The 12,503-nt window shown below is 44.3% G+C and carries 12 protein-coding genes; 3 read left to right on the plus strand and 9 right to left on the minus strand.

What is annotated here, in order from left to right:
* Both dsbC and xerD read right to left on the minus strand, forming a co-directional pair.
* Nucleotides 1-702, minus strand: coding sequence for a bifunctional protein-disulfide isomerase/oxidoreductase DsbC (dsbC, locus tag ACIH2S_RS13820; protein ID WP_036951131.1), 702 nt, complete (start codon nt 700-702; stop codon nt 1-3).
* Between the two features lie 17 nt (nt 703-719).
* Complete coding sequence (gene xerD / locus ACIH2S_RS13825; protein WP_036951132.1) at nt 720-1,622, minus strand: site-specific tyrosine recombinase XerD; 903 nt, start codon at nt 1,620-1,622, stop codon at nt 720-722.
* A gap of 117 nt (nt 1,623-1,739) precedes the next feature.
* On the opposite strand from xerD, the gene fldB reads away from it, so the two are divergent.
* A complete protein-coding gene (fldB, locus tag ACIH2S_RS13830; RefSeq protein WP_036951134.1) occupies nt 1,740-2,258 on the plus strand; it encodes a flavodoxin FldB in 519 nt (172 codons plus the stop codon).
* 25 nt (nt 2,259-2,283) lie between these two features.
* On the opposite strand, the gene ACIH2S_RS13835 is transcribed toward fldB, so the two are convergent.
* On the minus strand, nt 2,284-2,694 hold the full coding sequence (locus tag ACIH2S_RS13835; RefSeq protein WP_036951135.1) for a protein YgfX: 411 nt from the start codon (nt 2,692-2,694) through the stop codon (nt 2,284-2,286).
* Nucleotides 2,675-2,941, minus strand: a complete 267-nt coding sequence (sdhE, locus tag ACIH2S_RS13840; RefSeq protein ID WP_036951240.1) for an FAD assembly factor SdhE — start codon at nt 2,939-2,941, stop codon at nt 2,675-2,677. Before sdhE ends, ACIH2S_RS13835 begins: the two co-directional genes overlap by 20 nt.
* A gap of 291 nt (nt 2,942-3,232) precedes the next feature.
* On the opposite strand from sdhE, the gene ygfZ reads away from it, so the two are divergent.
* Together ygfZ and ACIH2S_RS13850 are read left to right on the plus strand one after the other, a co-directional pair.
* Complete coding sequence (gene ygfZ / locus ACIH2S_RS13845; RefSeq protein ID WP_108478267.1) at nt 3,233-4,219, plus strand: tRNA-modifying protein YgfZ; 987 nt, start codon at nt 3,233-3,235, stop codon at nt 4,217-4,219.
* An 11-nt stretch (nt 4,220-4,230) separates the two neighbouring features.
* Nucleotides 4,231-4,851, plus strand: coding sequence for an HD domain-containing protein (locus tag ACIH2S_RS13850; protein WP_036951137.1), 621 nt, complete (start codon nt 4,231-4,233; stop codon nt 4,849-4,851).
* Between the two features lie 68 nt (nt 4,852-4,919).
* On the opposite strand, the gene gcvP is transcribed toward ACIH2S_RS13850, so the two are convergent.
* The 5 genes from gcvP to ubiH all read right to left on the minus strand — a co-directional run bounded on the left by gcvP (nt 4,920) and on the right by ubiH (nt 12,472).
* Nucleotides 4,920-7,796: an aminomethyl-transferring glycine dehydrogenase gene (gene gcvP, locus ACIH2S_RS13855; protein WP_430247609.1), complete on the minus strand. Its 2,877-nt coding sequence runs from the start codon at nt 7,794-7,796 to the stop codon at nt 4,920-4,922.
* 190 nt (nt 7,797-7,986) lie between these two features.
* On the minus strand, nt 7,987-8,379 hold the full coding sequence (gcvH, locus tag ACIH2S_RS13860) for a glycine cleavage system protein GcvH (RefSeq protein WP_036951141.1): 393 nt from the start codon (nt 8,377-8,379) through the stop codon (nt 7,987-7,989).
* 92 nt (nt 8,380-8,471) lie between these two features.
* Nucleotides 8,472-9,566: a glycine cleavage system aminomethyltransferase GcvT gene (gene gcvT / locus ACIH2S_RS13865; protein ID WP_036951142.1), complete on the minus strand. Its 1,095-nt coding sequence runs from the start codon at nt 9,564-9,566 to the stop codon at nt 8,472-8,474.
* A 475-nt stretch (nt 9,567-10,041) separates the two neighbouring features.
* Nucleotides 10,042-11,268 (minus strand): FAD-dependent 2-octaprenylphenol hydroxylase, encoded by a 1,227-nt coding sequence (ubiI, locus tag ACIH2S_RS13870; RefSeq protein ID WP_108478269.1) that lies wholly within the window; start codon nt 11,266-11,268, stop codon nt 10,042-10,044.
* Between the two features lie 25 nt (nt 11,269-11,293).
* Complete coding sequence (ubiH, locus tag ACIH2S_RS13875) at nt 11,294-12,472, minus strand: 2-octaprenyl-6-methoxyphenyl hydroxylase (RefSeq protein ID WP_108478270.1); 1,179 nt, start codon at nt 12,470-12,472, stop codon at nt 11,294-11,296.
* Nucleotides 12,473-12,503 lie beyond the last annotated feature (31 nt).

Consider the following 12,503-nt stretch of genomic DNA (forward strand, 5'->3'; position numbering starts at 1 on the left):
TTATTTCTGTTCAAGTATTTGGAGTAATTCGTCAGGTTTTAAAAAGCCAGGGAGTACTTGTCCGCTTGGTAAAATAATGGCAGGCGTTCCTGTAACTTTAAATAATTGACCTAATTTCAAATGATTGCCTAAATCGATTTTACAGTCATCAATCATGGCAACTTCGTCACCTTTGAACGCTTTAGTCAACGCATCTTTTGGTAATGCATTACACCAGATTGATGCCATCTGTTTTGCTGTGTCGCTCTTCATCCCTTGACGCGGGAAGGCTAAGTAGCGCACAGTCACCCCTTTGCTGTTTAACTCACCCACTGTTTCGTGTAATTTCTTACAGTAACCACAGCTAATATCAGTAAAGACCGTTATCGCATATTTTTCATTGGGTGCTTTGAAGATGATCATCTCGTTTTTCAACGCTTCCATCTTCTTCAACAAAGGCTGGTTACTGATGTTCACCGGAACTTTTCCGCTGAGATCATAAATTGGGCCTTGTAACAGGTATTTACCATCGTCCGTCACATAAATTACGCCATTATCCGTTTCCACCGTATTTAATCCCACAATTGGGGAAGGCTTAATGGATTCCACTTGCATATTATAATGTGCCAGTTTTTCGATAATCAGTTTTTCTTCCGTTGCGCCATAAACCGATGCCGTTAATGACGCGATACAGGCGGCTAAAACAAGTAGTTTGCGTTTCATATTTATCCTTTCACCCATCACCCTCTCGGATGATGCTGCTCATGTAAAGCACGTAGCCGCTCAGTAGCGACATGTGTGTAAATTTGGGTTGTGGATAGGTCGCTATGACCTAACAACATTTGTACAACGCGTAAGTCCGCGCCGTGATTCAATAAATGGGTTGCAAATGCATGCCTTAATACGTGAGGAGATAACGCATCCCCATCAATATTAGCAAGTACGGCATAATATTTTATTCGGTGCCAAAATGTCTGGCGGGTCATCTTTGTACCACGTTTGCTTGGAAATAAAACATCGCTAGTTTTCCCATTCAGTAAATCTGGGCGCCCTTGCGCTATATATTTTTCCAGCCAGTAAATCGCCTCTTCTCCCAGAGGGATCAAACGCTCTTTATCACCTTTACCAACGACCCGAACGACGCCTTGACGCAAGCTGATATCCGAAAATGTCAGCCCTGTCAGCTCAGAAACCCGTAAGCCACAAGCATACAATACTTCCAACATGGCTTTGTCCCGTAACTCGAGCGAGTCTTCAGTCGCAGGTGCATTAAGCAAATCTTCAACTTGTTTTTCACTGAGATCTTTGGGTAATCGCTGCGGAATTTTTGGTGCTGCGATTACCGCGGAAGGATCATCCGCTCTTATCTTTTCGCGATAAAAATATTGAAATAACCGGCGAATCGAACTTAATAAACGCGCAGAACTTGCAGCTTTGTATCCGCCATCAATACGTTCCGCGAGAAAAGATTGTAAATCAATCGACTGAACACTTTCCAAATGCAATTGCTGTGCATCCAGCCATCTATCTAACGATTGGAGGTCATTACGATAAGATGCCAAAGTGTTTTCAGCAAGATCTTGCTCCAACCAAATTGTATCAAGAAACTGTTCAATTAACGGATTCAGTTGTTTACTTTCCACGCCAGATCCTATGCCTCTTTATTATTACAGTGCAATCTATTATGCCTGATTGTAGCACCATCTGTTACAATACGTCCCTCGTGATAAAAACCAGCGCTGGATATAGTAATAATATATATGAAAATAGGTCTTTTTTACGGTTCAAGTACCTGCTACACCGAAATGGTCGCAGAAAAAATACGTGACATTCTTGGTGATGATTTCATTACCCTCCATAACGTCAAAGATACACCGCCAGAATTAATGGAACAGTACGATGCTCTTATTTTGGGTATCCCTACGTGGGATTTCGGTGAAATTCAGGAAGATTGGCTAGAAATTTGGGAAGCGCTTCCCAAACTTAACCTTGCGGATAAAATGGTCGCAATGTATGGCATGGGTGACCAAGTTGACTATAGCGAATGGTTTTTAGATGCACTTGGCATGCTCTATCACCAGCTTAAACCGACTGGCGCACAGTTTATTGGCTTTTGGCCGACTGAAGGTTATGAATTTGAAAGCCCGAAACCGCTCACGGAAGATGGTGAGATGTTTGTGGGTCTTGCATTAGATGATGTGAACCAGTTTGAACAAACCGATGAGCGAGTCGCACAATGGTGTGAGCAGATCCTACAAGAAATTGAAGCTGCTCTTTAAGCGCCAAAGACAACTAACTGCAATATCAAATATCAGGGTATTGCAGTAGTAATTGATTGAGATTGCGCCAATTCTCTTCGGAAACAGAATCCTTTGCAATCCACAAGCGAAGCTTCTGAGGCTTACCTTGCAACGCATTAAGCGTTAATAAAATACCAAAACGGCTACACCATGGCGCTTTGATAATTTCCCACTCATTCTTTTTCCATTGAAGCTTGTTGCCATTCACCAATACAGCCACACCTTTGACTTTAGCGATATTTTTTTGGCTTTTTGCCCAACTAGCTACCAACACCACTAATAATGGCAGCCAAATCATTGAATTACCTGGAGCCCATGGTGCAACAAGCAAAATAATGCCCGTTACCCCATGAAGACAGGTGGAAAAAAGCTGAGTTTTCCATGAAATGGAAAGATTAGATTTCCACAGGACCACGATTTTTATTTCTTTCTTGAATGAGTTTAATCATAGAGAACAGTTCTTCGTCCTCCGGACGCCCGTGATTCATCAACCAATTGAACAAATCTGGGTCTGGACATTCGAGCAGGCGCACAAAAACACGCTTATCGTGGTCTGTTAGCTCGTCATATTCATATTCAAAAAATGGCATGATAGAAATATCAAGCTCACGCATGCCTCTCCTGCACGCCCAATGAATTCGCGCCTTGTTATTGATATCGATTTGACTTTGCCCGCTAGGCATTCCATTATCCATTTCACTACGACCTTTTGTTGCAGTTGACTGATAAGATTGATTATTTTAAATACTCTATCAGATAATCTGTCAATAAAACATGTCACACTCTACATAGTTCACATTTTAGGTTGTAAAATACCGTTTTTCTACAAACTATTTACCCTCTTATGCTGAATAATAGGTTAATGGCACTTTAGTTCGGTTTGAGGCTTGCAATGTGACCTAGCTATTTTACCATTAAGCACCATTATCAAATAAAGAACAACAGGTGAAATCATGACTTCCCATGTAGACAACGCACAACAGTTTCCCCTCGATTCTCAGTCTTTACCCCTTGTTTTGATTTCACTGGAAAACTGGGAACTTATCCACCTACACGGCGCTGATGCAGAAAAATATCTGCAAGGACAAGTCACCGCCGATATCAGCACACTTGAGCATGCACATACACTAACCGCTCATTGCGATCCAAAAGGAAAAATGTGGAGTGACCTACGTTTATTCCATCACTTAGCCGGTTATTCTTATATTGAAAGACGCAGTGTTGCTGATGCCCAACTCGCAGAGTTAAAAAAATACGCTGTTTTCTCTAAAGTCACTTTTGAAAAGAAACCAGAACTGAAATTACTGGGTGTGGCAGGCCAAGGCGCACGAGAAGCGCTTTCATCTGTGTTCGCCACACTACCCGATACCCAAAACCAAGTCATCGCAGAAGGCAACAGTACCCTTCTACATTTTGACCTTCCCGCAGAGCGATTTTTAATTATTACAGACGAAACGACTGCTCAAAACATCACCGAGACCTTAAATGCGACATTGGTTTCTGACCAACAATGGTTAGCATTAGAAATTGCGGCGGGCTTTGCCGTTATCGACCAAGAAAACAGTGCCCAACATCTGCCACAAGCTGCAAATTTACAAGCCATCCCTTACGGAATTAGCTTTAAAAAAGGCTGCTATACCGGGCAAGAAATGGTCGCTCGCGCCAAGTTCCGTGGTGCCAATAAACGCGCTATGTATTGGCTAACGGGCACAGGCTCCTCACTTCCAACTATCGGAGATGGTGTTGAGTGGCAACTGGGTGAAAACTGGCGCCGCACCGGAACAGTACTTGCCACCGTGCGTTTAGGGAATGGAGAACTCAGCATCCAAATCATCATGAACAACGATATGGAAGCTGATAGCGTGTTTCGCGTTATGGGTGACGAGCAAAGTCGCCTGACCATTGCACCACTGCCTTATTCATTAGAAGAAGATAAATAATTGGGGTTTTTATGTCATCTGCAATAAGTAATAAGCCACTCGACGTTTTGAATTTTGGGGCTTTTACTGAAGTCGTCCAATTTTTGATGGAGCTCGATAAACTGAAAAGCGTTTATCGCAAAAATAAGTTATTAAACCGCGAAAGACACGAAAACACCGCCGAACATAGCTGGCAATTTGCGGTTGCTGCGATGGCTTTTGCTCCTTATGTGCCAGGTGTTAACCTCGAACGCGCTATTAAACTTGCGCTCGTTCATGATATCGTTGAAATCGATGCAGGTGACGTTTTGGTGTTTGATAATGCCGCTCGTGAAGCCATTCATGATGACGAGGTCAAAGCAGCTAACCGCCTGTTTAATCTACTGCCAAGTCCGCAAAACGCTGAGTTCTTAGCATTATGGAATGAGTATGATGCCGTCGAGACATTGGAATCGAAATATGCCAATGCCATTGATAGAGCTATGCCGATGTTATTGAACTTGCATAATCAGGGTCAAAGCTGGGTTGAAAACCATATTCGTCATGAGCAGGTCGTCAGTAAATGTGACTATATTCAGGAGATCCTCCCTGAATTTTGGTTGCAGCTTAAACAGCAATTAGAGCAAGCCCACCAAAAAGGCTGGCTGCTGTAGTAAAAAAATAAAACAAAAAACGCCAGATAAATATCTGGCGTTTTCGTATTAAAAAGCTAGAAAATTAATTACATATACTCATCGATAGGCACACAAGAGCAATGTAAATGGCGGTCGCCATAAACATCATCAAGGCGTTTTACCGCTGGCCAGTACTTATTCACTCGTGTTGCGTGAGATGGGAATACCGCCAATTCACGGCTATAACCATGATCCCACTCTTCCGCCAACTCAGTTTGAACGTGTGGCGCATTGACTAACGGGTTATCTTCCAGCGGCCATTTACCTTGAACCACTTGGTCAATCTCATCGCGGATAGCCAGCATTGCATCGATAAAGCGATCGATTTCCACAATACTTTCTGACTCAGTAGGTTCGATCATCAACGTACCTGCCACTGGGAATGACATGGTTGGCGCATGGAAACCATAGTCAATCAAGCGCTTAGCAATATCCAGCTCACTGATGCCTGTATCTTTCTTGATTGGACGCAGATCCACGATACATTCATGAGCTACATAACCTTCTTGTCCGGTATAGAGGATCTCATAGCGACTCGCTAAACGCTTCGCAATATAGTTCGCGTTTAAGATTGCCACTTGGCTGGCTTTTCTCAGCCCATGAGAGCCCATCATTCGGATATACATCCAGCTAATTGGCAGAATAGAAGCGCTACCAAATGGCGCAGCAGAAACCGCACCTTGTTCGGTTAGCATTTCTTGAGTGACGACAGAGTGCCCTGGTACAAACGGTGCTAAATGTTTCTTCACACCGATAGGTCCCATACCTGGGCCGCCACCGCCATGAGGAATACAGAAGGTTTTATGTAAGTTCAAGTGAGACACATCCGCGCCGATAAAGCCCGGTGTTGTCAGCCCCACTTGTGCGTTCATATTCGCGCCATCTAAGTAAACTTGCCCGCCATATTGGTGGATAATTTCACACACTTCGCGAATGCTCTCTTCATACACACCGTGAGTTGACGGGTAAGTCACCATCACGCATGAGAGCGCTGTACTGTGCTCCTGCGCTTTTTCTCGCAGGTCAGCAAGGTCAATGTTACCTTCATCATCACAGCGTACCACCACCACTTCCATACCCGCCATGTGAGCAGAGGCTGGGTTAGTTCCGTGAGCAGAGGCTGGGATCAAACAAATATTACGTGCGCCTTCATTGCGGCTTTCATGGTAACGACGGATTGCTAACAGACCCGCATATTCCCCTTGAGCCCCTGAGTTAGGCTGCATACAGACAGCATCATATCCCGTCAATTGCACTAGCCAGTGGGAAAGCTGCTCAATCATTTGATGATAACCTTGCGCCTGCTCCGGTGGACAGAACGGGTGTAACTCACCAAATTCAGGCCACGTAATTGGCAGCATTTCCGCAGCAGCGTTAAGTTTCATAGTGCAAGAACCTAATGGGATCATCGCTTGGTTCAACGCTAAATCCTTACGCTCTAAGCTGTGCATGTAGCGCATCATTTCCGTTTCGCTATGATAACGATGGAAATTTGGATGGGATAAAATCACGTCATCACGCAACATGGCTGCTGGAATTGCACTTTCACTTTCCGAAACTTGCTTATCTAATTTTTCGAAATCCAGTTTTTGGTCAGTACCCGTGATCACAAAGAACAGTTCGTTGAGATCTTGGCGAGTGGTAATTTCACTGAACGTAACACCCACTGCACCGTGAATATCTGTCCGTAAGTTTATTTTTGCTTTTTCAGCGCGCGCTAAAACCGCCGCTTTGTCTGCTACTTCGATAGCCAGAGTATCGAACCACGTTTTATGGCGCAGAGCGATGCCTGACTCTGTAAGCGCTTTCGCAAAAATTGAGCTAAAGCGATGAATGCGCTGAGCAATCATTTTCAAGCCTTCAGGCCCATGATACACCGCATACATCGCGGCAATATTGGCCAGTAAAACTTGGGAAGTACAAATGTTGGAGTTCGCTTTTTCACGGCGGATATGCTGTTCACGAGTTTGCATCGCCATACGTAGCGCAGTATGACCTGCAGCATCACGAGAGACCCCGATAATGCGTCCCGGCATCGCACGTTTGAATTCATCTTTACACGCAAAGAATGCAGCATGAGGGCCACCATAACCCATTGGTACACCAAAACGCTGCGCTGAGCCGAAAACAATGTCAGCCCCTTGTTTTGCAGGTGCTGTCAATAACACTAATGCCATCATATCGGCAGCCACACAGCTGACAATATTCTTCGCTTTTAGTTTGGTAAATAACTCGCTGTAATCATGAATATTCCCTGTGGTGCCAACTTGTTGCAGTAATGCACCAAACACACCTTCGTGTTCCAGCACTTTTTCCGCACTGTCGACAATCACTTCAAAGCCAAATGTGCCTGCACGAGTCCGCACAACATCAAGGGTTTGAGGATGGACGTCATCCGCAACGAAAAAGCGTTCTGCATTTTTCAATTTACTGATGCGTTTTGCCATCGCCATGGCTTCTGCTGCCGCTGTCGCTTCATCCAGCAAAGAAGCTGATGCTAAATCTAAGCCCGTTAAATCAATCGTTAATTGCTGGAAATTCAGCAGTGACTCAAGACGACCTTGGGAAACTTCGGGCTGATAAGGGGTATAAGCCGTATACCAGCCTGGGTTTTCGAGCAAATTACGTAAGATAACAGGAGGAAGGATCACTGGGGCATAGCCCATGCCGATATAACTTTTATAACGTTTATTTAGGGAAGCAATCCCTTTTAATTCTGCGAGCGCTTCTTGCTCAGTTGCACCACCGCCGACTCTTGGTGGCTCAGGCAGTAAAATGGCTTTCGGGACAATTTTGTCCATTAAATTATCGAGGGAAGTCGCGCCAACAGTACCTAACATGGTTTTTATTTGTTGTTCTGATGACCCTATATGGCGCGAGATAAATTCTGAACGGTTTTCTAGTTGACTCAGTGACATCGACATATCTGTGTTCCCATCCTTTTTGCTATGCGTAGCGTAGGTTATAAGACTCTAGCGATGATAAAACCTATTGATAAACTGCGAGATAAGTAGACTAGTTCAAACTAACCTTGGTTAAAAATATTCATTATGTTCTTGATATTTCGCACTGTAGCAAGCGATCACACTACAGTGCGAAACATGATGCTGTGGATTACTCTTCCGCAGCGATCATGCTCAGATAACCTTGAGCATCGATAAGGTCAGCTAACTGAGAGTCATCGCTCATCTTAATACGGAAAATCCAGCCTTCTTGATATGGCGATTCGTTCACCAGCTCTGGAGAGTCGCTGAGTGCACTGTTAACTGCAATAATTTCACCACTAATCGGTGCATAAATATCGGATGCTGCTTTCACAGATTCAACGACAGCACAGTCGTCCCCTGCGCTCACTACATCACCCACATCGGGTAAATCAACAAACACCATGTCGCCTAAAGTTTCTTGCGCATGTTCAGTAATACCCACAGTGAACTCACCGTTTCCTTCATCACGCAGCCATTCGTGTTCGCGGGTATATCTTAATTCTTTAGGTGCATTGCTCATTTCTAGCCTCTCTTTTGATTCTGACCATATGTTCTTGAGAAAAAGTTTTTGAGAAAACGTTTTAAAATCAATTTGTATTAGAAAATATCTAATTACACTAATGCCTTACCTTCACGGACAAATCCTGGTTTTACCACTTCAACCGGCATTTCCCGCTGACGAATTTCAACGATGGCGTGATTTTTAATGTCACCCGGTACACGCGCTAGCGCGATACTGAAACCTAACGTTGGAGAGAATGAACCACTAGTGATCACTCCCTCATGCAATTTACCTGATTCATCCGTAAAGCGCACAACCTGTTCAGCACGTAAAATGCCTTTTTCGCGCATCACAATACCCACCAGCTTATCGGTACCTTTCGCTCGCTGTTTTTCCAACGCTTCACGGCCAATAAAGTTTCTGTCTTGCGGCTCCCAAGCAATTGTCCACCCCATATTGGCCGCTAATGGAGAAATAGACTCATCCATATCTTGCCCATAGAGATTCATACCCGCTTCAAGACGCAGAGTATCACGAGCGCCTAAACCTGCTGGATGAACGCCTGCCTTCAGTAATTTATGCCAGAAATCCACGATATGCTGTTTCGGCATCGCAATTTCATACCCTTTTTCACCGGTGTAGCCTGTGGTCGCAATAAACAGATCGCCAGTTTGAACACCATAAAAAGGCTTCATATCTTTGATGGCAGCACGTTGTTCTTCAGTCAGCAACGTGTGAACTTTTTCTTGAGATTTCGGACCTTGAACGGCAACTAATGCCAAATCATCACGTACAGTAATCGCGACCGCATAATCTTTCGCGTGCTGCTCAATCCATGCTATGTCTTTGTCTCGCGTCGCAGAGTTAACCACAAGGCGGTAGAAATCATCTTCAAGGTAATAAACAATCAGGTCATCAATCACACCACCTGATGCATTCAGCATACCTGTATACAGTGCGCGACCTTTGATGGTGAGCTTAGCAATATCATTGGCGAGAAGATAACGAAGAAAATCGCGGCAACCTTCGCCATGTAGGTCAACAATCGTCATGTGGGAAACATCAAACATTCCTGCATCAGTTCGAACAATATTATGTTCGTTGATTTGTGAACCATAGTGCAGTGGCATCATCCAGCCATGAAAATCCACCATTTTTGCGCCGCAGGCTATATGCTCATCATATAGAGTCGTTTGCTTTACCATGAATACCCTCTTTACATTACTGTGTCTGATGGGGTGATTGCGTAATGAACGGCATAAATTTTTTTCTGTGAACCCCGTTTCATCAAAACGCAAATCATCGGATTTGATTCAAAACCGCTAACATTCAAAATTGGATGCTATAAATAAAAATAGGGTGATGTACTCTCTGTATTACTGATTGCGCCCTCACATTACCAGTGGTTTTTGTTAAATAATTGAGAACGATCACTCAATCCCTTCATATTTGGCTTATTAGTGCGCAAAAAATCATCGTAATTGAGACTTAACCCAAAAATGTGGACAAATTCAGAAAAACACATAAATTAGAAAAACTAATCCGAAATTATGAGTAAATTAGTTTTTCTCAGCTATTGCTAGGCAAGACTAGTTGCGAACAAAATGGAAAGAGAAATAAAAAACCTGAGTATTTAAAATTAAACACTCAGGTTATTTGGAAGAGAAAATTCAGGCGGAATTAAGCGTTATTAGTCGGTAGTTGCTTTAGCCATTTTGGCATATCCGATAAGCCCATCGCGTGGTTTAGTAGTTGAGGCTTAACACCCGGTAAACTGTCAGCTAAAACAAGACCAATATCTCGCAGCAATTTCTTCGCAGGGTTGTTGCCATCAAACAGTTCACGGAAACCTTGCATTCCCGCTAACATCACCGCTGCGCTGTGCTTGCGGCTACGTTCATAATCACGCAAATAGAAATATTGACCAAAATCTTTGCCTTCACGATGTAGCCTTCTGATTTCACCAATCAGCATAGCGACGTCCATAAAACCAAGATTCACCCCTTGGCCCGCCAAAGGATGAATGGTGTGAGCCGCATCCCCGAGTAGCGCTAAACGCTGCGCCGCAAACTGACGCGCATAACGTCCGGTTAATGGGATAGTTAAACGGTCGCTTTCTAATTGGCAAAAACCTAAATTAACATCAAATGCAACGGTCAATTCTTTCTCAAATTCTAACTTATCTAAATCTTGACGACGCGCAGCGGCTAAGTTTGGCTGAGACCAAACAATCGAACATAAGTGCGGGTCGCTTAGCGGTAAGAACGCGAGGATGCCTTCCCCATTAAAAGCCTGGCGAGCAATACCTTCATGGGAACGTTCGGTTCGAATAGTTGCTACCAGTGCGGTATGTTCATAATCCCAGAAAGTGAGCGGAATATCTGCATGACTACGCAGCCATGAATTTGCGCCGTCAGCCCCGACTATCAAGCGAGCCGTCAGCATATTTTCATCATCTAACGTGATGAAAACGTCATTTTCTCCCCATACCACCTTCTTGATGGTTGCAGGGGCCAGTAAAGTTACATCACGCAATTGGCTGGCTTTTTGCCATAAGGCATCGCGCACCACATTGTTTTCAACGATATGACCTAAATGCGAGAGATTTTGGTCTTTAGCAGAAAAAGCAATACGACCGAAACTGTGGTTATCCCACACTTCCATCCCGCTATAGGCGGCAGCACGCATCCCTTTGATTGCTGACCATACATCTAAATGAGTCAATAATTTTTCACTGGCGGCATTGATTGCCGACACGCGTAGCGCATGGGGATCGTTAGCAGAGAATGGCGTTTTAGGTGGATGGTTTTCAACGACCGCCACACGTAAACCACTGCCTTCGAGTCCACATGCCAGTGCGAGTCCAACCATACCACCACCGGCGATAACCACATCAAACGATTGCATATTTTTATTCCTCTTAGTTTTGTGGTTATTTATGTGCGACCCAGCCAAGGGTTTGGCGGGCTAAAACATCACGAACAGGCGGCAACATCTCCATCGCCATCAGACCTAAATTACGCCCCACAATTAATGGGAAGCAACGATTAGCAAATAAGCGCACCAGACCATCGGTCATGGTGACTGTTTTTTCTCGATCGGCTAATCGGGTTTGTTGGTACTGACTTAGCAATGAATAACTGCCAATATCTTGCTGATTATCATGAGCATTAACGACTAACTCAGCTAATTGCATGACATCGCGGATCCCAAGGTTGAAACCTTGCCCCGCAATTGGGTGTAATGTTTGCGCTGCATTTCCCACCAGCGCAACACGGTGACTGACAGAATTCACCGCTTTTCTTAACACTAATGGGTAACAATTACGTTTACCAGCTTGGGTTATTTCCCCTAAACGCCAGCCAAATGCTTGCTGTAATTTGCGAATAAAGGTTTCATCATCCCACGCATTAATATCGTCAGCATGTTCTTGGCGATGACACCAAACTAACGAGCTACGCCCTTCAGACATAGGTAATAATGCCAAAGGACCAAATTCAGTAAAGCGTTCGAAGGCACGCCCTGCGGGGTCAATCGATGTTTTCACATTAGCAATAATTGCCACTTGTCCATAATCATCTTGCTGCCATTGCATATTGCAAGCTTGACCAATCGCAGAACGGCTACCATCCGCCGCCACTAATAAACTGCCCGTGATTTGCTCACCGCTGTCTAACGTGACAGTCACGTTGTCCACTGTACGCTCAACATGCTCCACTTTAGCAGGACAATAAAGTGTAACGCCGGGTGCTTTACGTAACAGTGAAAATAAACGAGCACCTGCTTCATGCAATTCGATCACATTACCCAATTCAGTGATTTGGTGATCTTCAGCATGAATATTAACAAACCCTGCATGCCCTCTATCGGACACATGAACGTGATTAATGGGGGTAACGCAATCAGCAAATGCAGACCAAACACCTATCGACGATAGGTATTGGCAAGTGCCGTGCGCTAACGCAATCGCTCGTGCATCAAAGCCCGGATGCTGGTTATCCGGTTGAGATGCTTCGATTAGTGATACCGAAACACGTCCTCGACTGAGTGATGAAATTGCCAGTGCCAATGTCGCGCCAGCCATTCCTCCCCCAACAATAATCACATTCATAGGTTGTTAATTACCTTCTATTATTACTTTT

Origin of the sequence: Providencia lanzhouensis, assembly GCF_050469745.1 — a bacterium.
Taxonomy (GTDB): Bacteria; Pseudomonadota; Gammaproteobacteria; order Enterobacterales; family Enterobacteriaceae; genus Providencia; species Providencia lanzhouensis.

Excerpts from the sequence above, each read along its gene's own strand:
- ubiH (WP_108478270.1), bottom strand. The coding sequence starts at position 12,472 with ATGAATGTGATTATTGTTGGGGGAGGAATGGCTGGCGCGACATTGGCA.
- gcvT (WP_036951142.1), bottom strand. The coding sequence starts at position 9,566 with ATGGTAAAGCAAACGACTCTATATGATGAGCATATAGCCTGCGGCGCA.
- ygfZ (WP_108478267.1), top strand. The coding sequence starts at position 3,233 with ATGACTTCCCATGTAGACAACGCACAACAGTTTCCCCTCGATTCTCAG.
- ubiI (WP_108478269.1), bottom strand. The coding sequence starts at position 11,268 with ATGCAATCGTTTGATGTGGTTATCGCCGGTGGTGGTATGGTTGGACTC.
- ACIH2S_RS13850 (WP_036951137.1), top strand. The coding sequence starts at position 4,231 with ATGTCATCTGCAATAAGTAATAAGCCACTCGACGTTTTGAATTTTGGG.
- gcvH (WP_036951141.1), bottom strand. The coding sequence starts at position 8,379 with ATGAGCAATGCACCTAAAGAATTAAGATATACCCGCGAACACGAATGG.
- gcvP (WP_430247609.1), bottom strand. The coding sequence starts at position 7,796 with ATGTCGATGTCACTGAGTCAACTAGAAAACCGTTCAGAATTTATCTCG.
- dsbC (WP_036951131.1), bottom strand. The coding sequence starts at position 702 with ATGAAACGCAAACTACTTGTTTTAGCCGCCTGTATCGCGTCATTAACG.
- fldB (WP_036951134.1), top strand. The coding sequence starts at position 1,740 with ATGAAAATAGGTCTTTTTTACGGTTCAAGTACCTGCTACACCGAAATG.